Source organism: Tamaricihabitans halophyticus, from assembly GCF_004340875.1.
Taxonomy (GTDB): Bacteria; Actinomycetota; Actinomycetes; order Mycobacteriales; family Pseudonocardiaceae; genus Tamaricihabitans; species Tamaricihabitans halophyticus.
The window spans coordinates 1-21776 of sequence record NZ_SLXQ01000009.1 but is presented as its reverse complement, the minus strand read 5'-3'; the positions used below and the strand labels follow the sequence as shown (position 1 = coordinate 21776).

Here is a 21776-nt window from a genome sequence, read left to right as displayed (position 1 = left end):
GCCACGTCGTGGCTGCGCACGTCGACCGAGCACCGATCTGTCGTGGCCTCAGCGATGAGTCCGCGCGCTCCAGCCGGTGCGGGCTCTGTGCTGGGCCAGCTCGAGCGACTGCTCGTTGGTCAGTACTGGACCGGTGAGCTCATGTGCCCGCTCGGGGCGCAGCGCCTCGATCAGCATGTCGTTGAATCGGCGCCAGGCATCGGGCGCGCAATCCCGTGTCTCCCACCTGACGTGGGTGAAGGCAAGTCCGTACATGACCAGATCGCCCAGGGTGAAGTCTCCGCGTATCGAGCCCTGCCGCTGGCCTTTGCCGAGTAGTTCGGTCATCTTCGCCCGGAACAGCTCCTTCGCGTGCGCGCTGCGGGTACCCGGCGGTGGGTCCGCGGCGATCAGATCGCGGGCAGCGATGTCGTCCGTGAGCTGCTCAATGGACCGGCCGATGTAGGATCTGAGACCCTCCAGCGCGTTGGGCATCGCGAGCGAGTCGTCCAGGAAGGCGTTGCGTTCCTCCAGCGTGCGTAGGTAGAGCGCGTCGATCAGCGACAACCGGGTGGGGAAATGCCGGTAGAGGGTCCCGATGCCCACGCCAGCCCGTTTCGCGATGTCCTCGAGTGGGGCGCGTAGTCCCACTGCCGAGAACTCGGTCTTGGCGGCCAGTAGTAGGGCTTGCCGGTTGCGACTGGCAATGTTTCCCGGCGCGTGGTTGCTTGGGCGCTCGGTTGTTCCAGGGTCGCCGGTCGGCGGTAGCCGACGCCGTTGCCATCGCTGGTCTCCCTCCCGCGTCAGCACCCGATGTAGCTGCTCAATTGTCATGGGAGGTGTGTCGAGTTCGGGTGCATCGGTTGCGCGGCAGGCGTCCGCGCTCAGCTCGGCATACCGACGATGTGCGTTTGGCGCGATGTCGTGGGTCTGCACCGCGACGTGCATGACCGCGAGCGCGTGCAGCGTGATGTCGGCGATCGTCAGGTCGGCGCGCAAGTAGCCCGCCTCCTGGTATCTGGTGATCTGGTGGGCCAGTAGTCGGTGGATGCGCTGTTTGGCTGCTTCGACCCGGACCGCCGTTGGCATCGGTGTCACGAGCAGGTCACCGCTGGTGGGATCGTCGCCCAGGCGGTCGAGGCATTCGGTTAGGAACCTCTCGAAGACCTGCTCCCAGTCGGTTTCTTGCAGGCTCTGCTCGAGTAGTTCGATCTCGGCTTCCATCCGGGGAAGGTAGATCTCGTCGATCAGTGCGCCGCGATGGCGGAAGTGTCGGCGGAGGGTGGCTGTGCCGACCCCGGCGCTGCGGGCGATGCGTTCGTCGGTGACGTGTAGCCCGTGTTTGGTGAATTCCGCGCGTGCGGCCGCTACCAGCGCGTCTCGGTTGCGTCGCGCGTCGGTGCGTAAGCTCCTCGGGGCTCGGCTGGCCGACATAGTTGAAAGGTAACCGGCGTGCGGGGTTTCGGCCACGTTGTTGCCGCGCAAACAAGTACGGCGCTGCCAACGGAAGTTGTTTCCGCTGGTCAGCGCCGCTTGTATGGCCTGGCTGTCAGCCCTGCTTGGTCTCCCAGAAGATCTTGTCAATCTCCGCGATGTAGTCCAGCAGCTGCTGACCGGTCGCCGGGTCCATCGAACCCTTCGTGCCGGTGGCGCCCGCGGCCTTGGTGGCCTTGTTCACCAGCTCGTGCAGCTGCGGGTACTTCTCGAAGTGCGGCGGCTTGAAGTAATCCGTCCACAGCACCCAGAGGTGATGCTTGACGAGCTCCGAGCGCTGTTCGGCGATCAGGATCGCCCGGGTGCGGAACTCGGGGTCCTCGTTGTCCTGGTATTTCTGCTGGATCGCCTTGACCGACTCGGCCTCGATCCGAGCTTGCGCGGGGTCGTACACGCCGCACGGAAGGTCGCAATGGGCGGTGGCTTCCAGGCGCGGACGGAATAGCCGCGACAGCAGTCGCATCGTTCCTCCCTGGCTGAAATTGTGAATGCTCCGACAGGCCCGACCTTACCCCTGCGATCATCACGGAAGCAGCTGGAGGTGGTCGGTGGCCAGGATGGGACGGTGGTTCCCGCGCAGGGTGGTGGTCCGTGGGCCGTCGATGGTGCCCGCGCTGCGGGATGGCGATGTGGTGCTCGCCTGTCCGTGGTTGACGCCGCGACCCGGCAGCGTGGTGCTGGTCAGCTGGTCAGGCCGGCCCGGCCAGCTGTCGGTCAAGCGGGTGGCAGCTAGGGAGCCGGGCGGGTGGACGGTGCACGGGGACAACCCGTACGCCTCCACCGATTCGCGCGAGCTCGGGCCGGCCACGGTGCTCGCGGTCATCCCCGCGCGCCTGTGGCCAGCCCCGAGGCGGTTTCGCCCGGGCACAAAGCCACCCGCGTCCTGAATATCAACGTTTAGCCCGCTGATCGCGAATTACTTGTGCACGCTAAATACCGCGGTTAGCCCGCTGATCGCGTTCCAGAATCAACGGTTAGCCCGCTGAACGCACGTCGAGTTCAACAGTTAGCCCGCTGAACGTGCTCCGAGCGCAACCGTGTGCCCGCTAGGCTGGCGGCGCAACACGGAGAGGGGAACCCATGCGCGGCCACCGCATCGCCGTCGTCGCCGGGGCGTTTGTGCTGCTAGCCAGCCTCGCGCCGGCCGCCCAGGCCAGCGAGACGTTCGCGTCCGAGACCGCGAGCGGCGCCGGCGGCGTCCGGTTCGCCACCTACAACACCTCGCTCAACCGCGCCGAGCAGGGACAGCTGGCAGCTGAGCTGGCCACCCCGGACAACGCGCAGGCCAGCATGATCGCCGAAGTGCTGCAGCGCACCCGGCCGGACGTGGTGCTGCTCAACGAGTTCGACTACGACCAGAGTGGCGCCGCGCTGGACGGTTTCCGCGACAACTATCTCGCGCGCGGTCAACACGACGCCGCGCCGATCGAATACCCGTACCACTACACCGCGCCGGTCAATACCGGTGTGCCATCCGGGCACGACCTGAACAACGACGGCGTGATCGGCGGCCCGGACGACGCCTTCGGCTTTGGCGAGTTCCCCGGTCAGTACGGCATGGTCGTGTTGTCCAAGTACCCGATCGACACGGACGCCGTGCGCACGTTCCAGCAGTTCCGCTGGCAAGACATGCCGGGCGCGCTGCTGCCGGATAACCCGGACACGCCGGAGCCGGCGGACTGGTACTCGCCGGACGCGCTCGCCGACCTCCGACTGTCCTCCAAATCGCACTGGGACGTGCCGATCAAGCTCGGCAAGCGCACGGTGCACCTGCTCGCCGCGCATCCCACGCCGCCGAGTTTCGACGGTCCCGAGGACCGCAACGGTAAGCGTAATCACGACGAGATCCGCTTCTGGGCGGACTACGTACACCCCGCGCGCGGTGGCTACATCTACGACGACGTGGGCAACCGTGGCGGTCTGCCGCCGGGCGCCAGGTTCGTGATCGCCGGCGACCTCAACGCCGATCCGCTGGACGGCGACAGTGTGGACGCCGCGGCCAACCAGGTACTCCGTGCGCACCGGGTGATCGACCCACGGCCGCGCAGCGCGGGCGGGCCCGAGGCCAGCGAGCTACAGGGTGGGGCGAACGAGACGCATCGTGGTGACCCGGGTCTGGATACGGCGGACTTCAGCGACGAGGAGCCGGGCAACCTGCGCGTCGACTACGTGCTGCCGTCGCTGCCCCTGCTGCCAAAGCGCGCGGGAGTGTTCTGGCCGCGTGCCGAGGACGAGCTGGCGCGGCTCACCGAGGCGAGTGATCACCGTCTGGTGTGGACTGACCTGCTAGTTACGTAGCTGCTCGTACCAGGCGAGGCAGTCCACGTATTTGGGCAGCAGTCCTGCTGCTTCCGCTTCCGCGAGACTGGGCGCATTGGTGTCCTTTTCGGACAAGATATGCGGGATGTCGTCCGGCCAGGGCAAGCCGAGCCGGGTGTCCAGTGGAGAGATGCCGTGTTCGGCCGACGGGTTGTAGCTGGTCGAACAGAAATAGGCGAGCGCGGTGTCGTCTTCGAGCGCGATGAAGGCGTGCCCGAGCCCCTCCGGGATGTAGACGGCGTGGAACTCTTCGGCATCCAACCGCACCGCGTCCCACGCGCCGAACGTCGGCGAACCGATCCGGATATCGACAACCACATCGAGCAAGGCGCCGCGCGGGCAGTACACGTACTTGGCCTGCCCTGGCGGAGTGTCGGCGAAATGTACGCCGCGAATCGTGCCTTGGCGGGAGACACTGTGGTTCGTTTGCGCTAACCGCAACGGGTGACCCACCGCCTCGCGAAAGGCCGACTCGTGAAACGGCGCGACGAACAAACCCCGATGATCCGGATACGCGGTCGGGATGAACTCGAAGACGCCCTCGATGGCCAGCTGTCGTGTGCGCACGGCGAGCACCCTAGTGAACGTGCTCACGCGCACCGCAACAAGGCAAAGCAAACCGGACGGACGTCTTGAGAAGTGGCCGTTGACCTGCGAAGAAGTCGCCGGTGATGTGATCCCCACCGCAGACACGGGGTTGGTTGCCTGCGACACTGAAGGGCAACAGTCTGGTCCGTGCCGGTACCGCCACCGCGATACGGCGGACACGTACTGCCCGGAGTCATCATGCCCGGCGTCGTCACCACGACATCCGAGCACCCGGTGTGACCCCGCCGGACCGTGCCGAGATGTCCGTATGAACCGCGAGCCCTACTTGAGGACACGATCATTACCGTGAGCAACGAAGCCAACAACCAGGTCACCGACGAAGATGTGTTCAGCGGACACGAGGGCGGCAAGCTCTCGGTCGAGGTACCGCGGCAGATCGCGAACCAGCGGGATCTGTCCATCGCGTACACCCCGGGCGTGGCGAAGGTAAGCAGGGCGATCGCGGCCGAGCCGGCGCTCGCCGAGCGCTACACCTGGGCGCATCGCGTGGTTGCGGTAGTCAGCGACGGTAGCGCGGTGCTCGGCCTCGGCGACATCGGCGCGAGCGCGTCACTTCCGGTGATGGAGGGCAAGTCCGCGCTGTTCCGGAGTTTCGCTGGGCTGAACTCCATTCCACTGGTGCTCAACACCAACGATGTGGACGAGATCGTGGAAACGCTGGTTCGGCTGCGCCCCTCGTTCGGCGCGGTGAACCTGGAGGACATCTCGGCGCCGCGCTGCTTCGAGCTGGAGGAGCGGGTCATCGAAGCGCTCGACTGCCCGGTGATGCACGACGATCAGCACGGCACGGCGATCGTGGTGCTCGCCGCGCTGCGCGGCGCGCTCGCCGTGGAAGGCAGGGAGATGAACCAGCTGCGCGTGGTGATCTCCGGGGCCGGCGCCGCCGGCGTGGCCTGCGCGCGCATTCTGCGTAACGCCGGGGTGGGCGAGGTGACCATGCTCGACTCGAAGGGCATCATCCACCCGGGCCGCGCCGGCCTGAACGCGATCAAGGAACAGCTCGCGGCGGAGACCAACGCCTCTGGGCTGCGCGGCGGTCTCGAAGACGCGCTCGCCGGCGCGGATGTCTTCATCGGACTGTCTGGTTCCACGATCACCGAGGCCGAACTGGCCACCATGCATTCCGGCGCGATCGTGTTCGCACTGTCCAATCCGGACCCGGAGATCCACCCGGAGGTCGCCGCGCGGTACGCCAGGGTGGTCGCCACCGGACGCAGTGATTTCCCGAACCAGATCAACAACGTGCTTGCCTTCCCCGGAGTATTCCGCGGTGCACTGGACGCTGGCGCGCGAAAGATCAGCGACCGGATGAAGCTGGCCGCCGCGGACGCGATTTTCCAGGTGGCGGCGGAGGATCTGCATCCGGAGCGGATCGTGCCGAGCGCGCTGGACCCACGTGTCGCGCCAGCCGTGTCCGCAGCCGTGGAGAAGGCCGCGCACGACGAGTCGGCCTGACCCGCAAGATCCCTAAAGGACGCGGTCACCGGGTGCTGTGCTGGCCGTCGTGGCGATGATCCCGCGCAACTGCCGGATGCGCGGGATCGACAGATCGATCAGCCGGGCGTCCAGTACCGCGGGCGGGTGGCGCTCGGCGATCGCCTGTTGAACAGCTTCGCGCGCGGTTTTGCGATGCTGGCCGCATACCGTGGCCAGCGCCTCCGGCCAGGTGTTGCCGAGTTTGCCGTGCGCCCGATCCAGTACCTCGCGCAGCACGCGCTCCTGCGGGGCCAGTTCGGTGTGCGCCACGCGGTCGGCATACAGGATCGCGTGCCGCGCATCCGGAGTACTGCGGTGCGGCCGCAGGGTGTACTTGCCGTCCAGCAGCTCGGCGATCGCCCGCTGCGCCGTTCCGGTCGCCAGATCGGGATGATCGTTGCGCAGTAACACCGCCACCCGCTCGGCGTTGCTGGCCAACAGGGTGCGGGCCAGCCAGGCGCCGGGGTCCGCGGTGAGGTCGTAGACGGCAAGCGGCGTCGCCTGCCGCGCGCGGTCCCAGTCGGGGCCGCGGAGTTGTTCCGCCGCGTCGACCAACTCGCGGAACCGGGCGCGAACCTCGGTCGGCGCTTCGGTCGCGGCCTCCACGGACTGTGCGCCATGCGTGTAGATCGCGCGCTTCGCCCTGCCACGTTTCGCGGGCTTTCCGGCTGGCCGGCACACGTGGAGATCACTGGCGCTCCCGATCGCCGGCGCGCCCCGGTAGCGGTCGAAGTCCGGCACCAGCTCCTCGATCAGCAGGCCGAGGTCCACGATCGCGCGCTGCACCTGCCAGCCGAGCGTCGGGGTGCGCGCGCTGTAGCCGTAAGCGAGCACCACCCGGCCCGCGTGTGGATCACGCAGGCTTTCCATGCCGCGGCGCAGGAACAGCTCGATACCGTCCGGAGTGTACGGCGGATCGGTGAACACCAGATCCACATCAGCCAGCACCGAAGGCGGCAGACCCAGCCGGAAATCCGCGTGCAGCGTGCGAATCGGCTCGCCGGTACCAACGGGCCATTGACCTCGCGGGAAGATCCCTTCCAAATATCCTAGGAGGCGGTCGTCCACATCGACCACGGTGAGATGCACATCGGGGCGCAGCATCCGCAACGCGACCGAGGTCAGATCATGATCGCCGAGACACAGGATCCGCGCGCCGGACAAGTCGAACCGCTGGTCAAGCCACTGCGCCCGGCGTAACACGCTTTCCGGAGTGGCAGGGACATGATCCAGTACAGCCAAGGCGGCCGGCACATTCGCGATCGCCTCGGTCAACCGCGCAAGCAGCTCAGCCGGCTCGAAACCGGCACCAGCCCGCCCCTCGAACAGCGACAGGTAATCCGACCGGTACCGCTCGGCGAGCTGACACCGATCGGCGCGCCACACCAACCGCTCACCAAGCAGCTCCACGATCTCCCGCACCGTACGGTGCGGTACCGCCGTACCCGCAATCAGCTCATCGATGGAATACCACCCAGAACACAGCAGTTCCAGCACCCGCCGTGGTTTCCGACTGTCCACTCCGAACAACGCGAGGTAGTCAGCCATCCGCTGGCTAGGAGACTCCGAGGATTCATCTACGCGCACAATACGTCCAGCCTAGAGTCCGTGCGCCACTCGCCAGCCGGCCACCCTGCACGGGAACCGCGCACCAGCCCGACGGCAACCTCGTGACCACCTCACGCGCGGTACCACCGTAAACACCGACAAACCAGATTTCGAGAACTGGTGCGACCTGTCGTACCCACACGCTAGGGTCGGGACCTCGTGCGGCGGCCGGCAAGTGGCCGTCGGGTCAGCTGGAGGTCCCGGCGTGATCGAATTCCAGGCCGTGACGAAGCGGTTCCCCGACGGGACGACCGCGGTGGACGAGCTGTCCCTGTCCGTCGAAGAAGGCACCATCACCGTATTCGTCGGGCCCTCCGGCTGCGGTAAAACCACCTCACTGCGGATGGTCAACCGGATGGTCGAGCCCAGCTCCGGCACCATCCTGGTCGGCGGCGAGGACATCCGCACCCCACACCCGGCAGTACTGCGCCGCGGCATCGGATACGTCATCCAACAAGCCGGCCTGTTCCCGCACCGCAACCTGCTGGACAACATCGCCACCGTGCCACTGCTCTCCGGCTGGACCCGCGCCAAAGCCCGCGCCAGGGCCGGCGAACTACTCGAGCTCGTTGGCCTGCCAGCCGAACTCGGCAAACGCTATCCGGCACAGCTCTCCGGCGGGCAACAACAACGCGTCGGCGTGGCCCGCGCGCTCGCCGCCGACCCACCCGTCCTGCTGATGGACGAACCGTTCAGCGCCGTCGACCCAGTCGTCCGCGAAGGCCTCCAGGACGAACTCCTGCGGCTACAGGACGAGCTGGACAAGACGGTCGTGTTCGTCACCCACGATATCGACGAAGCGGTCCGGATCGGCGAGAAAGTAGCCGTGTTCCGCACCGGCGGGCTGCTCGCCCAGTACGGTTCGCCAGCCGATGTACTGCGCGACCCCGCCGACGACTTCGTCGCCAACTTCGTCGGCAAGGATCGCGGCTACCGAGGGCTGTCCTTCCTGGACTCCACCGGACTGACGCTGAGCCAGGTGCCGACCGTGACCATCGGCGCACCAGTCGAAGCCACCGGCTCGGAATGGGTGCTCGCCCTCAACGAGCAACGCCAGCCGCGCGGCTGGCGAAGCCCAGGCAGCGCGCCGAGCGCCGCACTACGCGAAGGCGACCTGCACGCCGGCGGCTCACTACACGGGCACGGCAGCTCACTACGCGGCGCGCTGGACGCCGCGCTGTCCTCCCCAGCCGGCCAGGGTGTCGTCGTCGACGACACCGGCGCCTACCTCGGGGTAGTCAGCGCCGAAACCGTACTCGAGGTCATCAACCGGGGGAGCGCCGGCTGATGTGGCAAGAGCTCCTCGACTTCCTCGGCAGCCCCTACAACCGAGACCAGGTACTCGTCGCGCTCGGCGACCACATCTACCTCGCGCTCGTGCCACTCGTCTGCGGCATCGTGCTCGCCATCTGCATCGGCTGGGCGGCCCAACGCTGGCGGCCAGTCCGCGCCGTCGCACTGGTATTGGCCAACCTCCTGTTCACCATCCCCTCGCTGGCCCTGTTCCTGCTCGTGCCAAGCATCATCGGCACCAAAATCCTGGACAGCGCGAACGTCATCGTCGCGCTCACCGTCTACACCACCGCGCTGCTGGTCCGCCCGGTCGTCGACGCGCTGGACGCGGTACCCAGCCACGTGATCGCGGCGGCCACCGCGATGGGCTACCGGCCAATCCGCCGGTTCGTCGCGGTCGAACTGCCACTCGCGGTACCCGTACTCGCCGCCGGCGTCCGAGTCGGCTCGGTCAGCAACATCAGCCTGGTCAGCGTCGGCGCGCTGATCGGAACCGGCGGGCTCGGCGTGCTGTTCACCGACGGCTTCCAACGGGAGTACTACGCGCCGATCATCGTCGGCATCGTGCTCACCGTGGTACTTGCCTTCGTCGTCGACCTACTGCTCGTCGCGCTGCGCCGGGCACTCACCCCATGGCAGCGCGCCAGCGGACAACCGGCCGCGGCGGAGCCAGCCGACAGTCGTGGCGGAGCCATCTGAAAGGCAGGGCACAGTGCTTGGCGACCTGATCAGCTGGTTTGGCGACGGAGCCAACTGGCGCGGCAGCGGCGGAATCCCCGCACAGCTGCTCGCACATGTGGAATTCACCCTCATCTCGCTACTCATCGCGGCGGCCATCGCCATCCCACTCGGGCTGTTCGTCGGCCACAGTGGACGCGGCGGCGTACTACTCGTCGGCGCCAGCAACGCGATCCGCTCGCTGCCCACCCTCGGCCTGGTCACCTTCCTGTTCCTGCTGATCAGTGGCGCCGAAGCGGCCGCGATCATCGGCCTCGTCGTGCTCGCCATCCCGCCCATCCTCGCCGGAACCTACGCCGGCGTGTCCGAAGCGGACCGCGTCGTCGTGGACGCGGCCGTCGGCATGGGAATGACCGGCCGGCAACGGCTCTGGCAAGTCGAGGTGCCGGTCGCGCTCCCACTGATCATGGGCGGCATCCGCAACGCGGTACTGCAACTCGTCGCCACCGTCGCCGTCGCCGCCTACGTCGGGCTGGACGGCCTCGGCCGCTTCCTACTGGACGGGCTCAAGATCCTCGACTACAGCGCCGTCGCGGGCGGCGCGTTACTCACCGCGCTGCTCGCGGTCCTGCTCGACCTGGTCTTCGCGCTACTCAGCAGGATCGTGGTGCCCCAAGGACTACGCGTCGCCGCACGTGGCGCGGCCGCCGGAGGTACCCACCCATGAAACGGTTCATCCCCGCACTCCTCGCCGCATTCGCACTGCTGCTCAGCGCCTGCGGAAACCCACTACAGGGCGGCGGTGAAGGCGGCCCGGACGGCGAGATCATCATCGGCGCCTCCGACGTCGGCGAGAACCTGCTGCTCGCCGAGATCTACGCGGGCGCGCTGCGCAACGCCGGAGCGGACAACGTGACGGTCTCACCACCCGTCGGCAGCAGGGAAGTCGTCGCCCAAGCGCTCCGAGACAAATCGCTGAGCGTCGTCCCCGAATACAGCGGCAACCTGCTGCGCTACTTCAACCCGGACAGCAGCGTCACCACGCAGGACGAGGTCTACGCGGAACTCGAAGAAACCCTGCCGAACGGCTTCGAAGTACTCGACCAATCGCCCGCGCAGAACACCGACGTACTCGTAGTGCGGCAGGAAACCGCCCGGCAAGGCATTCGCTCCATCGCCGATCTCGGCCCGCGCTGCGCCGAGTTCGTCTTCGGCGGCGCCGGCGAATGGGCCGAACGCTGGGAAGCACAGATCAAAGAGCTCTACGGCTGCGAGTTCAAGCAGATCCAGACCACCGACACCGGCGGTCCCGTCACCGTCGCCGCGCTACGCGACGGCGACGTGCAGGTAGCCAACCTGTTCAGCACCTCATCGGTGATCGAAGCCAACAACTTCGTCGAACTCGAAGACCCCAAACACATGTATCCAGCACAGAACATCGTTCCGCTCGCCGCCGCCGGCGCCCTCACCCCAGCCGAACGGCGCGCACTCAACGACGTGTCGGCCGCGCTCAGCACCAACGAACTCACCCGGCTCAACGACCAGTTCACCCTGGAAAAGCGCAACCCAGCCGAGATCGCGGACGACTTCCTCCGCGAACACAACCTGATCTGAGTACCGCCGGCGGCGTACAGTCGAACCGTGGCCGCAGGGGGATACCCATCAGCAGACACGCAGTTCGCGCTGCGTGCGCCGCACCCCGCGCTTCGCCACCTGGTGCACCGCTACATCGGATACCACCAGGACAACATTCCGCTGAGCGTGCACAGAGGACTGCCAAGCAGATACCTCACACTGGTCATCAGCCTTGCCGAACCGATCCGGTTCCGCGGCCTGCCGGACCACAGCCGACCGGCCAACGGCTACGACAGTTGCCTCGGCGGGCTGCACCACACCCCGGTCCTCATTGAACAGCACCGGCTACAGCGCGGTGTCCAACTCGAACTACACCCCCTCACCGCACACCAGCTCCTCGGGCTGCCAGCCGCCGAACTCACCCGCTCAGTGATCGAACTCAACGAACTGCCAGGCAACTGGATGCGCGCGCTGCCGGACCGACTCGCCGCGGCGACCAACTGGTCGAACCGCTTCGCGATCCTCGACGAAACCCTGCGCGCCGCCGTCGAAGCAGGGCCGAGCGGCGGCCGACCCGCCGCGGCGGAAATCGACTGGGCATGGCAACGCCTACGCCGGCACCGCGGCGTCCTCGCCGTCACCCAGCTCGCCGACGAGATCGGCTGGAGCCGCCGGCACTTCGCCGCACGCTTTCGCGACCACTTCGGTCTCACACCCAAACAACTCGCCAGGGTGCTGCGCTTCGAACACAGCCGCACCCAGCTGTTGCGGGCCCCGCAACCGGTACTCGCCGATATCGCCGCGGACTGCGGCTTCCACGACCAAGCACATATGACCAACGAATGGCGCTCGCTCGCCGGCTGCGCACCCGGCATCTGGCTCGCCGAGGAACGCCCCTACCTGCGACCGGTAGAGGGCGAACCCGAAACCCAACCGGCCGCTTAACCCGCTGACCAGGCGATTGATCGCGTTCAGCACGCTAAACGCGTTTGGGCGGCCGGCGCGCAAAAACCGGCGCGCAAAAAAATGGGGCGGCATCGGGTTACCCCGACGCCGCCCCACAGAGCGCTGCCCGCGGCGGGATCACCACCGCGGTCGCGATCAAGCGGTGTGCTTCTCGATGAGCGATCCGATCTGCGGGACCGCCTCCTCGACGTGCTTCTTCGCCTGCGGACGCAGCTTCTCGTAGCCGTTCTTCACGCTCTTGCGCTGCGAATTACCGGCGCGCTCATCGGTAACACCCAGCAGCGCGTCGGCAACCTCATCGCCGCGGCCGGAAAGGTACTCGCTGAGCGGGGTGCCACCGCCAGCGGTCTGGTACTCCGCGTAGAACGGCTGCAGCCGCTGCACGAAATCATCGAGCAGGCTGTCCACCGCGTCATGAATCATGCCCGACTTGACTGCCTTGACGGTGCCGTAGACACCCTTGACGGCGAGCCCGGAAACACCCTTCTTTCCGGAAACCTCCTCGTCGATCAAGTTCTGAAAGTCGGTGACAACTTCCGGGCGCTTGCTTTCGGAAAGCAGAATCTGATCGAGAGCCTGAGCCACCGATACCTGTCCTTTCTTGCGCTGAATGAGTGACACTGGCCGGACCTGCCGATACCGGCACGCCTCCGTCCAACCAGCCCGATCTTGAAGTCAACCCGGACCAGGTGTTCGGCGCGTACAAACAGTCCTACGCTGCTGGCACATCGGCCCGGTGTGGCCTCATAGGGGTAATTCGGGAGGCCGTGAGCATATTAGAAGCGCCGGATGCGGCCGCCATGGGGGAGCGCTAGAACGCGGCGACGGAGCGTGCGGTATCTATTACGGCTCGGCATAACCGCCCTCGATCTGGCACTCTGGTTACCGTGTTGCGGCTCGCCGGCGCACGGCTACTCGACGAACGGGACTCCGCAGCGGTGCATGCCGCGCTTGCCGCGGACCCCGTGGGCACCTGCATGGTCGGGGCCAGGGTGGAAGCCGCCGGACTGGCTCCCACGCGCCTTGGCGGGGAACTCTGGGGCGTCGACACCCGCGGTGGAAAAGTTGCCGGACTGTGCTTTTCCGGGCCGAACCTGATCCCGTTATCCGGTAACCAGACGGTTATTCGCGGTTTCGCCGACCGGGCGCTACGGCGGCGCCGGATCTGCTCCTCGCTGGTTGGTCCGGCCGAACAGGTCATCGGCCTGTGGGAGGCGCTCGAACCGGAATGGGGACCGGCCAGGGAAGTACGGGCCGAGCAGCCGGTACTGGCCACCACACGTCGTGCGCGAGTCCCCGCCGACTCGCTGGTCCGGCAGGTCCGGATCGAGGAACTGGACGCCTACCTGCCCGCCGCCATCGCCATGTTCATCGAGGAGGTCGGCATCGACCCCTGCGCCGGCGACGGTGGTGTCGGCTACCGGGCACGGGTCGCCGAACTGATCTCTAGCGGGCGCGCCTTCGCGCGCTACGAACACGGCGAACTGGTGTTCAAGGCCGAGATCGGCGCACTGTCCAGCAAGGTCGGCCAGATCCAGGGTGTGTGGGTGCACCCCGCGCACCGCGGGCAAGGCCTCGGCACCGCCGGCACCGCCGCCGTGGTCAACCACCTGGTCGTTCGGCTCAACCGCGCCGCGAGCCTCTACGTGAACGCCTACAACGCGCCCGCGCTCGCCGCCTACCAGAAGATCGGCTTCCAGCGCGCCGGCTCCTACGCCACCATCCTGTTCTAGCCCCGCGCACGCTCGGCGACCGCGTTCTTCAAGGACAGCCGGCAGTCGCGGCGTTTCAGCGCGGCCCTGGCCGCGACACCGGGCATACTGCGCGATGTGCGGCTATCGCGGTACCGACGAATCGGCGGGCTGCTACTCGCCTGCGTACTTGCCGGCACCCTCGCCGGCTGTGGGGTCTTCGGTGGCCCCAGCGCCAGGGACATCGCCGCGGATTTCCTGACCGCCTTCGCCGAAGGTGATACCCGCGCCGCCGCGAACCTCACCGATTCGGCTGAATTCGCGAAACAGACCATGGACAGCGTGCGGGACACGCTGGACCCGGAAAAGGTGACAACCAGAATCCAGCGGGTCGACGCCAACCCCGGCGCCGACCGTGGCCGCGTGCAATTCGCCATCAGCTGGAACCTCGGCGACGGCCGGGTCTGGAACTACGAAAGCACGATCAACCTGTTCACCCCGCAACAAGCCGGCTCGGGTGACTGGCGGGTGCTGTGGAACCCCTCCACCGTGCACCCCAGGCTGGGCGAACAGCAACGCATCCTGGTGCGCGACGATCCACCCGAAATCGCCCCCGTACTGGACCGCGAGGGACGCGTGCTGATCGGCCCGGAAACGGTCGTTTCCGTACTGCTCGATCGGCGCAAGACCAACGACCTGCGCGGTACCGCCACCGGCCTCGCCGAGGCGCTGAACCCACTGGACGCGCAGATCACCACCAGGGGCATCCTGGACGGCGCCCGCGAGGCCACCTCCGAGTACCTCGTCGCGACCCTGCGCGAAGCCGACTACCAGCGGGTGAAACCCCGCATCTACAACCTCTCCGGGCTGCGCTTCAGCACCCAGAGCAAACTACTGCCCGCCACATCCGACCTCGGCCCACAGATCCTCGGCGGCCTACAGGACGAGCTGGCCGACGAGCTCACCGGCAGCCCCGGCTGGCGCGTGGTCATCGTCGACGACACCGGCACCGAAATAGACCAGCTGCACGCCGCCGAAGGCAACCCGGCCCAAGCCGTACACAGCACACTCGGGCTGCCCGAACAGCAGGCGGCCGAAGCGGCCCTCGGCAAACTCGACGAACCGGCCGCGCTGGTCGCGATCCAGCCATCCACCGGCGATATCGTCGCCGTCGCGCAGAACGAACCAGCCAACAAGCAGGGCGCCATCGCGCTGACCGGCCGCTACCCACCAGGCTCCACGTTCAAGATCATCACCGCCGCGGCCGCGCTCCAGTCCGGCGACTACACCGCCAACAGCCAGGTGGACTGCCCCAGTACCACCGTGATCGACAACCGCCGGATCCCGAACAACGACCTGTTCGACCTCGGCACCGTCCCGCTGCACACCGCGCTGGCGAAATCCTGCAACACCACCTTCGCGCAGGTCTCCGCCGACCTCACCGCCGACGCGCTGACCCGCACCGGCAAGCAGTTCGGCATCGGCGTGGACTACGTGCTGCGCGGCGCGACCACGGTCACCGGCTCGGCACCAGCCGCCGAGAAGGTCGTCGAACGCGCGGAGAACGGGTTCGGCCAGGGCACTATCCTGACCAGCCCGTTCGGCATGGCACTCACCGCGGCCACCGTCGCCGAAGGCGAACGACCCATCCCGAAACTGCTGGCAGACGAGAAAACCGAAGTCGACTCGCCAGCCCAGCCGGTGCCAACCAAGACGGTGACCGCGCTGCGCGAGATGATGCGCGAGGTCGTCACCGTGGGCACGGCCGGTGAACTCTCCGACGTCCCTCGGGTCCGAGGCAAAACCGGCACCGCCCAGTTCGGCGACGGCAGCCAGTCACACGGCTGGTTCGCCGGATACCAGGACGACCTGGCCTTCGCGGTACTCGTGGTCGGTGGCGGGACCGCGCTGCCCGCGGTCAAAACCTCCGGAGACTTCCTGCGCGGCCTGCGCTAACCAGCCAACACTGGGTCATGTGGGTGGTACCACACCGCTAGTGGTGCGGCGCCGCACCGGAGGCGCGTCGTAGTGTGTGGGCATGCCCGTTCGTGCCCCACTCACAGCAGGTGAGCAGACTCCGCGCCGAGCCGTGCCCTCGTCGATCGAGCGGCCCGAGTACGTGGACAAGGCCTCGCCCGCCCGCAACCTCGACCCGTACACCCAGCCACCCGAGATCATCGAGGCGATGCGCACCTCCGGCAAGATTGCCGCGCAGGCTCTCGCCGAGGGCGGCAAAGCGGTGCGGCCAGGGGCGAGCACCGACCAGGTGGACGCGGTGATCCACGAGTTCCTCTGCGACCACGGCGCCTACCCCTCCACCCTCGGCTACCGCGGCTTCCCGAAATCCTGCTGCACCTCGCTGAACGAGGTGATCTGCCACGGCATCCCGGACTCCACCGTGATCGACGACGGCGACATCGTGAACATCGACGTCACCGCCTACCTCGGTGGCGTGCACGGGGACACCAACGCGACCTTCCTCGCGGGCGAGGTCAGCGAACCGGCCAGGCTGCTCGTCGAGCGCACTCACGAGGCAACGATGCGCGCGATCAAGGCGGTCAAACCGGGCCGGCCGTTGAGCGTGATCGGCAGGGTCATCGAGGCCTACGCGAAGCGGTTCAACTACGGCGTGGTCAGGGACTTCACCGGGCACGGCATCGGCCGATCATTCCACAATGGACTAGTCATCCTGCACTACGACGACCCGGACGTGGACACGGTCATCGAACCCGGCATGACGTTCACCATCGAGCCGATGATCACGCTCGGCGGGATCGACTACGACATCTGGTCGGACGGCTGGACGGTGACCACAAAGGACAAGAGCTGGACGGCGCAGTTCGAGCACACCCTGGTGGTCACCGAGGACGGCGCGGAGATCCTGACCCTGCCGTGAGTGGCGCGCTGCTTGTCGCCGGCACCACCTCGGATGCGGGGAAAAGCGTGCTGGTCACCGGAATGTGCCGGTGGCTGGCACGGCAGGGAGTGCGGGTCGCGCCGTTCAAGGCGCAGAACATGTCGAACAACTCGGTCGTCACCCCGGACGGCGGCGAGATCGGCAGGGCGCAGGCGGTACAGGCCGCCGCGGCGGGGCTCGAGTCCAGCGTGCGGTTCAACCCGGTACTGCTCAAGCCAGGCGGGGAGCGCAGCTCCCAGCTCGTCCTGCTCGGTAAGGTAGCCGGCGAGGTCACCGCGCGCTCCTACGCCGGGCACAAGGACCAGCTGCTCGGCACCGTGCTGGACACCCTGCAAGGGCTGCGCGCCGACTACGACGTGGTGCTCTGCGAGGGCGCCGGCTCACCGGCGGAGATCAACCTGCGTGCCAGGGATATCGCGAACATGGGCCTCGCCCGCGCCGCGCGCCTGCCGGTACTCGTGGTCGGCGACATCGACAGGGGCGGCGTGTTCGCGCAACTCTTCGGCACCCTCGCGCTGCTCGACCCCGCGGATCAGGCGCTGGTTTCCGGGTTCGTGATCAACAAGTTCCGCGGTGACCCGGCGCTGCTGGATTCCGGTTTGGACAGTATCAAGGAGATGACGGGGCGGCCGGTGTACGGCGTGCTTCCGTGGGCAGACCAGCTCTGGCTGGACGCGGAGGACTCACTGTCCTATGTGGCGGACGGGGTGATCGGTAGCCCCGCGCCGCCGATCGGCGAGCAGTGGCTGCGGGTCGCCGTGCCGAGGCTACCGCGGATCTCCAACGCGACGGACGTGGAAGCGCTGGCCTGTGAACCGGGCGTCGCGGTCCGGTTCGTCGCCGAACCCTCCCGGCTCACTGACACGGATCTGGTGGTACTGCCCGGCTCCAAGGCAACCGTGGCGGATCTGCGCTGGCTCCGCGAAACCGGACTCGCCGAGGCGATCACCCGACACGCGCACCGTGGCCTGCCGGTCGTCGGCATCTGCGGTGGTTACCAGATGCTCGCCAGCCAGATCTGGGACGAGGTGGAGTCCGGCGCCGGCGCGGTACCCGGACTCGGTTTGCTCGACCTGGACATCACCTTCGCCGCGACGAAAACGCTCAACCGTCCACAAGGGATGGCGTGGGGGAATCCGGTGCATGGCTACGAGATTCACCACGGCACCGTCTCCCGCCGGCCGGACGCACTCGAGCCGTTGCTGACCGAGGACAACGGCGAGCCCGAAGGTGCCGTCGCCGGAGGGGTCATCGGCACCCACTGGCACGGGCTGCTGGAGAACAACGCGTTTCGCAGGGCCCTGCTCACCTGGGCAGCCAACACGGCGGGCCGCGACGGCTACACCGGCGCGCCAGACACCGATTTCGCGGCGGCCCGCGGCGCCCAGCTGGACCTACTCGGCGATCTGGTCGCCGAACACCTGGATACCGACGCCATCTGGCGGCTGCTGGACGCCACACGGCCGCCGAACCTGCCGGCCGTGCGAGTTACACCGCCTACAGATCGAGCTTGAGCAGCGCGTTCTCCACGACCTCCGGCATGGCGGGGTGGATCCAGTACTGCCCACGAGCCATCCGCTTGGCGTCCAGATCGAAGCTCATCGCCTGGATCAGCGGCTGGATCACCGTGGGCGCCTGCGGCCCGATCACATGCGCGCCAAGCAGGAGACCGGTGTCCGGATCGGCGAGCAGCTTCACGAACCCGGTGTTGTCCTCCATCGCCCAGCCGTAGGCGATATCCGCGTAATCCTGGGTGGCCGTCACATAGCGCACCCCGCGCCGCACGGCTTCCCGTTCGGTCAGCCCCACCGCCGCGATCTGTGGCGCGGTGAACACCGCATGCGGTACGAACCGGTGATCGGCGGCGACCAGATCGTCCGGGTTGAGCAGGTTGTGCTGCACCGTGCGCTGCTCATGGTTGGCCACATGCTTGAGTTCGTACGGCGAGCTGACATCGCCGAGCGCCCAGATACCCGGCACGTTCGTCCGCTGGTACTCGTCCACACCGACGTATCCACCATCCACAACGGACACGTCGGTTTTCGTGACATCGAGCAGATCGCCGTTCGGCGTGCGACCAACCGCCACCAGTAGGACCTCGCCGGTCACCGTTTCCGGGCCATCCGGACCTTCCAGGTGCAGGCGGACCGTCCGGGAGTCGCTTTCCGCGCGCACCGTATTCCGGTTCAACCGGACATCCCAGCGCCGCGTGGCCACCTCGGTGAAGCGTTCGCTGACCGCGGCGTCCTCGCCGCGCAGCAGGGCACCGGAGCGCGCGATCAGCGTCACGTCGACACCGAAGGAAGAGAACACGTGCGCGAACTCGGCCGCGATGAACCCGCTGCCCAGAATGATCATCCGGTTCGGCAGCTCATCCAGCCGCATGATCGTGTCGCTGGTGTGGTAATCCACATCGGCCAGCCCGTCGACATCCGGGAGCACCGCGCGGCTGCCGGCGGCCAGCACGAACTGATCGGCGGTGATCTCCGTCGCGGGACCGCCGTCGTTCGGGCTGATCGACAGGGTTTTGTGCCCGGTGAAGCTCGCGAGTCCTTCGAAAACCGTGACATGCGCGTTGTCCGGGTGGTTGATCCGGTAATCGCGGCCACCCGAGGCGATCGGATCGATCCGGCCGAAAATCCGGTCCCTGATCTCCGGCCACCGCACCCCGTCCAGCGTCTCGTCCACACCCAGCCTGGCAGCCGAAGCCGGGGTGGCGGCCAGATCGGCGGTGTGCACGAACATCTTCGTCGGAATACACCCGACATTCAGGCAGGTCCCGCCGAATACGCCCTTTTCCACGATCGCGACCCGCTGCCCGGCGAACCGCTCGTCCAGAATCGAGTTGCCGGAACCAGTGCCGACGATCACCAGATCGAAATGGTTGTTCGCCGCGTGCGTCTCACCCATCCAGCCAGTCTCCCAATCAGCCCCGTGGACCCGTTCGTAACGCCGTCATACCGCATTCTCGCTCATCGCGATAACCCCGCCGAGGCCGCAGCTAATTCCCTGTCGCGGAAAAGTGCATGATGTCACGTGGATCGCGCCAGATAGCGCCCCATGTCCACGCGATTCGCTGAAAAGCCGACACCGCGGCGTCACCAGCTCGCAGCATGCCCGGCCTGCGCCATGTTCTGTCCACATAGGAGGAAGCGAGCTCGGGAAGCACGATATCGCTGCTGGTGTACGGATTCTGGAACGGGTTCAGGTCGATCGCCAGACCATAGGCATGCGCCGACCAACCCTGCTCGCCGGTGGTTGGACGGCAGACAAAAGCGGTGGTGTTGTTGCCATCCCCGGTAGGTGGCGCATCCAGTTCGGACGCCCGCACCACCCGCATCTCCTCGATCGGGAACCGAGCCGCGTACAACCGCTGGAACACCTCGGTCAGTTGGTTCGCGACCCGCTCGTGTACCAGCATCTCCCCGGTGTGCGGGCGGCCATCGAAGCCCCAGAAGGACATCGTCAGGTACCGCAGCTGGGCGCGGCCGACCGGGCAACCCGTCGACCAGGTGCTGCGCGCCAGCACCTGGTCCGGCACCCGCTGGATGCGCGCCGCGTACCGGCCGTCCTCCGGAGGGGCGAGTACGTCGTTGGTGGGTAACCGCCGTTCGGTCAGCTCAGGCGGTGTTGGCTGGATCTCGCCAAGACCGTCCGGCCGGCGCGGCAGTGGGCTGGCACCCACCCGCCAGCTCGGGCTCGGTTCCGGTGTGGTTACCGTAGTGTCGCTCGTTGATCGCGGTGTGTCACCGTTTCGGGTGGGGTCGCTCGGCGACACCGGCGGACCCGGATTGGCGCAGGCCGCGACGGTGAGCACCATGCACACGGCGATGAGCAGGGTGTGCGCGAATCCCCGGCGAGGCATACCGTCCAGCGTGACACGGTGCCGAACCCGACCGTGCGACACCCAACGGCGGGAAGTGCACACGATCCAGCGACAGCCGGCGGGCGTGCTCGCCGCATAGGGTCATTCCGGCGAGTAACTCGCCCCGCGCCGCGCGTGGACGTCCAGCAAGCCAGCCGAAGGGAGAGCGGGATGGGCAAGCGCCTACCCGTACTGCGCACGATCACCGCTACGGCCGCGGGCGGCCTGTTCGCACTGTCCGCGGTTGGCCAGGCCGCCGCCGCGTCCGAGCCGCCGGAGAGCACCCCGTCGTCGAGCGCCGAACCGCGCATCGTCGGTGGCGAGCAGAGTTCGGTGAGCGCCTACCCGTTCGCGGTCTACCTCGCCGACGAGCAGGGCCAGCAGTTCTGTGGCGGCACGCTGATCGCCCCGGATCGCGTGCTCACCGCCGCGCACTGCGCCGAGGCGCTGCCCCAGGACCAGCTGCGCGTGGTCGGCGGCAGGGACGACAAGCAGGCGTCGGACGGCCATACGGCCAGCGTCGCCGAGGTGTGGACCCATCCGGACTTCACCCGACCGAACAGTGGCGCCGATATCGGCGTACTCACCCTGAACCGTTCGTTGCCGTACCGCACCATGGACGCCGCCACCGACCGCGACGCCGAGCTGTACGCCCAGGGCACCGAAGCCACCGTGCTCGGCTGGGGGCGCACCTCGGAAGGCGGCGAGGAATCGCGCTACCTGCGCAGCGCGACCGTTCCGGTGCTCAGCGACGAGGACTGCGCGGCCTCCTACCGCGATTTCGACGCCGAATCGATGGTGTGCGCCGGCTACCCGGAGGGTGGTATCGACGCCTGCCAGGGTGACTCCGGTGGTCCGCTGATCGCCGGCGACCGGCTGATCGGCATCGTCTCCTGGGGCGAGGGTTGCGCGCGGCCGGGCAGCCCCGGCGTGTACACCCGGGTGAGCAACTACCAGCAGGAGATCAACGACCAGCTGCGCGGCTAGTGTCCTGAGCCAGAAGTATGAGTGGCATCTTTCGGGCCCAGGCGGCGCCTCGCTGCGTTGGGCCCCCGCTGTGGCACGCTTGGCGGCCACAGTAGGGGAGCGTCGTCGGCCATAGCGCTGCTATGACCTCTCCCCCACCTCACGGCGGGGGCACCCCCACCTCCGCCTTGCGATGCATCCACCTGGATCACCGAAATCCGCTAACGAACCCCCGACTCAGGACACTAGATGGTTAATTCCGTGAGGTCGGTGTTAGTGGTCGTAGGCGGTCAGTGATCGTTTGCTGGTGACGCCCGTGGCCCAGTTGTGCCAGATGCCG

Annotated in this window: 20 protein-coding genes; 13 read left to right on the top strand and 7 right to left on the bottom strand. The window is 67.4% G+C overall.

Annotated elements, in window-relative coordinates:
* Nucleotides 1-48: 48 nt before the first annotated feature.
* A complete protein-coding gene (locus EV191_RS19225; protein ID WP_132878510.1) occupies nucleotides 49-1413 on the bottom strand; it encodes a TetR/AcrR family transcriptional regulator in 1365 nt (454 codons plus the stop codon).
* Between the two features lie 115 nt (nucleotides 1414-1528).
* The gene (sodN, locus tag EV191_RS19220) at nucleotides 1529-1936 is read right to left on the bottom strand and encodes a superoxide dismutase, Ni (protein ID WP_132878509.1); all 408 of its coding nucleotides are present in this window, start codon (nucleotides 1934-1936) and stop codon (nucleotides 1529-1531) included.
* Between the two features lie 94 nt (nucleotides 1937-2030).
* Here sodN and EV191_RS19215 point away from each other — a divergent pair, with 94 nt between their 5' ends.
* Nucleotides 2031-2360, top strand: a complete 330-nt coding sequence (locus EV191_RS19215; RefSeq protein WP_243659065.1) for a S24 family peptidase — start codon at nucleotides 2031-2033, stop codon at nucleotides 2358-2360.
* A 193-nt stretch (nucleotides 2361-2553) separates the two neighbouring features.
* Nucleotides 2554-3771 (top strand): endonuclease/exonuclease/phosphatase family protein, encoded by a 1218-nt coding sequence (locus tag EV191_RS19210; protein ID WP_132878507.1) that lies wholly within the window; start codon nucleotides 2554-2556, stop codon nucleotides 3769-3771.
* On the opposite strand, the gene EV191_RS19205 is transcribed toward EV191_RS19210, so the two are convergent.
* Entirely contained in the window at nucleotides 3760-4359 is a 600-nt protein-coding gene (locus tag EV191_RS19205; RefSeq protein ID WP_132878506.1) for a dTDP-4-dehydrorhamnose 3,5-epimerase family protein, read from the bottom strand. The two genes, EV191_RS19210 and EV191_RS19205, sit on opposite strands and share 12 nt — an antisense overlap.
* A gap of 321 nt (nucleotides 4360-4680) precedes the next feature.
* Here EV191_RS19205 and EV191_RS19200 point away from each other — a divergent pair, with 321 nt between their 5' ends.
* The gene (locus EV191_RS19200) at nucleotides 4681-5856 is read left to right on the top strand and encodes an NAD(P)-dependent malic enzyme (RefSeq protein ID WP_132878705.1); all 1176 of its coding nucleotides are present in this window, start codon (nucleotides 4681-4683) and stop codon (nucleotides 5854-5856) included.
* A 12-nt stretch (nucleotides 5857-5868) separates the two neighbouring features.
* Here EV191_RS19200 and EV191_RS19195 read toward each other — a convergent pair whose 3' ends face one another.
* On the bottom strand, nucleotides 5869-7425 hold the full coding sequence (locus EV191_RS19195; protein WP_132878505.1) for a bis-aminopropyl spermidine synthase family protein: 1557 nt from the start codon (nucleotides 7423-7425) through the stop codon (nucleotides 5869-5871).
* Between the two features lie 265 nt (nucleotides 7426-7690).
* Here EV191_RS19195 and EV191_RS19190 point away from each other — a divergent pair, with 265 nt between their 5' ends.
* From EV191_RS19190 to EV191_RS19170, 5 genes are read left to right on the top strand one after another with little or no spacing between them, the layout of a single operon-like run.
* Nucleotides 7691-8773 carry an ABC transporter ATP-binding protein gene (locus tag EV191_RS19190; RefSeq protein ID WP_132878504.1) on the top strand — a complete coding sequence of 361 codons (1083 nt, stop codon included), beginning with the start codon at nucleotides 7691-7693 and terminating at the stop codon, nucleotides 8771-8773.
* Nucleotides 8773-9477 (top strand): ABC transporter permease, encoded by a 705-nt coding sequence (locus tag EV191_RS19185; RefSeq protein ID WP_132878503.1) that lies wholly within the window; start codon nucleotides 8773-8775, stop codon nucleotides 9475-9477. The genes EV191_RS19190 and EV191_RS19185 overlap by 1 nt, the downstream gene beginning before the upstream one ends.
* 13 nt (nucleotides 9478-9490) lie before the next feature.
* Entirely contained in the window at nucleotides 9491-10183 is a 693-nt protein-coding gene (locus EV191_RS19180; RefSeq protein WP_132878704.1) for an ABC transporter permease, read from the top strand.
* The gene (locus tag EV191_RS19175; protein WP_132878502.1) at nucleotides 10180-11070 is read left to right on the top strand and encodes an ABC transporter substrate-binding protein; all 891 of its coding nucleotides are present in this window, start codon (nucleotides 10180-10182) and stop codon (nucleotides 11068-11070) included. The genes EV191_RS19180 and EV191_RS19175 overlap by 4 nt, the downstream gene beginning before the upstream one ends.
* 27 nt (nucleotides 11071-11097) lie before the next feature.
* The gene (locus tag EV191_RS19170; protein WP_132878501.1) at nucleotides 11098-11976 is read left to right on the top strand and encodes an AraC family transcriptional regulator; all 879 of its coding nucleotides are present in this window, start codon (nucleotides 11098-11100) and stop codon (nucleotides 11974-11976) included.
* 156 nt (nucleotides 11977-12132) lie between these two features.
* On the opposite strand, the gene EV191_RS19165 is transcribed toward EV191_RS19170, so the two are convergent.
* Nucleotides 12133-12582, bottom strand: coding sequence for a DUF6918 family protein (locus EV191_RS19165; RefSeq protein WP_132878500.1), 450 nt, complete (start codon nucleotides 12580-12582; stop codon nucleotides 12133-12135).
* A 302-nt stretch (nucleotides 12583-12884) separates the two neighbouring features.
* Here EV191_RS19165 and EV191_RS19160 point away from each other — a divergent pair, with 302 nt between their 5' ends.
* The 4 genes from EV191_RS19160 to EV191_RS19145 all read left to right on the top strand — a co-directional run bounded on the left by EV191_RS19160 (nucleotide 12885) and on the right by EV191_RS19145 (nucleotide 18119).
* Complete coding sequence (locus EV191_RS19160) at nucleotides 12885-13730, top strand: GNAT family N-acetyltransferase (protein WP_132878499.1); 846 nt, start codon at nucleotides 12885-12887, stop codon at nucleotides 13728-13730.
* Nucleotides 13731-13826: 96 nt separating this feature from the next.
* The gene (locus EV191_RS19155) at nucleotides 13827-15644 is read left to right on the top strand and encodes a penicillin-binding transpeptidase domain-containing protein (protein ID WP_243659064.1); all 1818 of its coding nucleotides are present in this window, start codon (nucleotides 13827-13829) and stop codon (nucleotides 15642-15644) included.
* A gap of 82 nt (nucleotides 15645-15726) precedes the next feature.
* Nucleotides 15727-16584 carry a type I methionyl aminopeptidase gene (gene map, locus EV191_RS19150; protein ID WP_132878498.1) on the top strand — a complete coding sequence of 286 codons (858 nt, stop codon included), beginning with the start codon at nucleotides 15727-15729 and terminating at the stop codon, nucleotides 16582-16584.
* A 62-nt stretch (nucleotides 16585-16646) separates the two neighbouring features.
* Nucleotides 16647-18119: a cobyric acid synthase gene (locus tag EV191_RS19145; protein ID WP_243659080.1), complete on the top strand. Its 1473-nt coding sequence runs from the start codon at nucleotides 16647-16649 to the stop codon at nucleotides 18117-18119.
* Here the strand turns inward: EV191_RS19145 and EV191_RS19140 are convergent.
* A complete protein-coding gene (locus tag EV191_RS19140; RefSeq protein ID WP_132878496.1) occupies nucleotides 18103-19515 on the bottom strand; it encodes a mycothione reductase in 1413 nt (470 codons plus the stop codon). The two genes, EV191_RS19145 and EV191_RS19140, sit on opposite strands and share 17 nt — an antisense overlap.
* Before the next feature lie 91 nt (nucleotides 19516-19606).
* Complete coding sequence (locus EV191_RS19135; RefSeq protein WP_243659063.1) at nucleotides 19607-20470, bottom strand: M15 family metallopeptidase; 864 nt, start codon at nucleotides 20468-20470, stop codon at nucleotides 19607-19609.
* Nucleotides 20471-20641: 171 nt separating this feature from the next.
* On the opposite strand from EV191_RS19135, the gene EV191_RS19130 reads away from it, so the two are divergent.
* Nucleotides 20642-21457, top strand: a complete 816-nt coding sequence (locus EV191_RS19130) for a S1 family peptidase (RefSeq protein ID WP_132878495.1) — start codon at nucleotides 20642-20644, stop codon at nucleotides 21455-21457.
* Nucleotides 21458-21776 lie beyond the last annotated feature (319 nt).

Excerpts from the sequence above, each read along its gene's own strand:
- EV191_RS19225 (WP_132878510.1), bottom strand. The coding sequence starts at position 1,413 with ATGTCGGCCAGCCGAGCCCCGAGGAGCTTACGCACCGACGCGCGACGC.
- sodN (WP_132878509.1), bottom strand. The coding sequence starts at position 1,936 with ATGCGACTGCTGTCGCGGCTATTCCGTCCGCGCCTGGAAGCCACCGCC.
- EV191_RS19215 (WP_243659065.1), top strand. The coding sequence starts at position 2,031 with ATGGGACGGTGGTTCCCGCGCAGGGTGGTGGTCCGTGGGCCGTCGATG.
- EV191_RS19210 (WP_132878507.1), top strand. The coding sequence starts at position 2,554 with ATGCGCGGCCACCGCATCGCCGTCGTCGCCGGGGCGTTTGTGCTGCTA.
- EV191_RS19195 (WP_132878505.1), bottom strand. The coding sequence starts at position 7,425 with ATGGCTGACTACCTCGCGTTGTTCGGAGTGGACAGTCGGAAACCACGG.
- EV191_RS19185 (WP_132878503.1), top strand. The coding sequence starts at position 8,773 with ATGTGGCAAGAGCTCCTCGACTTCCTCGGCAGCCCCTACAACCGAGAC.
- EV191_RS19175 (WP_132878502.1), top strand. The coding sequence starts at position 10,180 with ATGAAACGGTTCATCCCCGCACTCCTCGCCGCATTCGCACTGCTGCTC.
- map (WP_132878498.1), top strand. The coding sequence starts at position 15,727 with ATGCCCGTTCGTGCCCCACTCACAGCAGGTGAGCAGACTCCGCGCCGA.
- EV191_RS19145 (WP_243659080.1), top strand. The coding sequence starts at position 16,647 with ATGTGCCGGTGGCTGGCACGGCAGGGAGTGCGGGTCGCGCCGTTCAAG.
- EV191_RS19140 (WP_132878496.1), bottom strand. The coding sequence starts at position 19,515 with ATGGGTGAGACGCACGCGGCGAACAACCATTTCGATCTGGTGATCGTC.
- EV191_RS19135 (WP_243659063.1), bottom strand. The coding sequence starts at position 20,470 with ATGCCTCGCCGGGGATTCGCGCACACCCTGCTCATCGCCGTGTGCATG.
- EV191_RS19130 (WP_132878495.1), top strand. The coding sequence starts at position 20,642 with ATGGGCAAGCGCCTACCCGTACTGCGCACGATCACCGCTACGGCCGCG.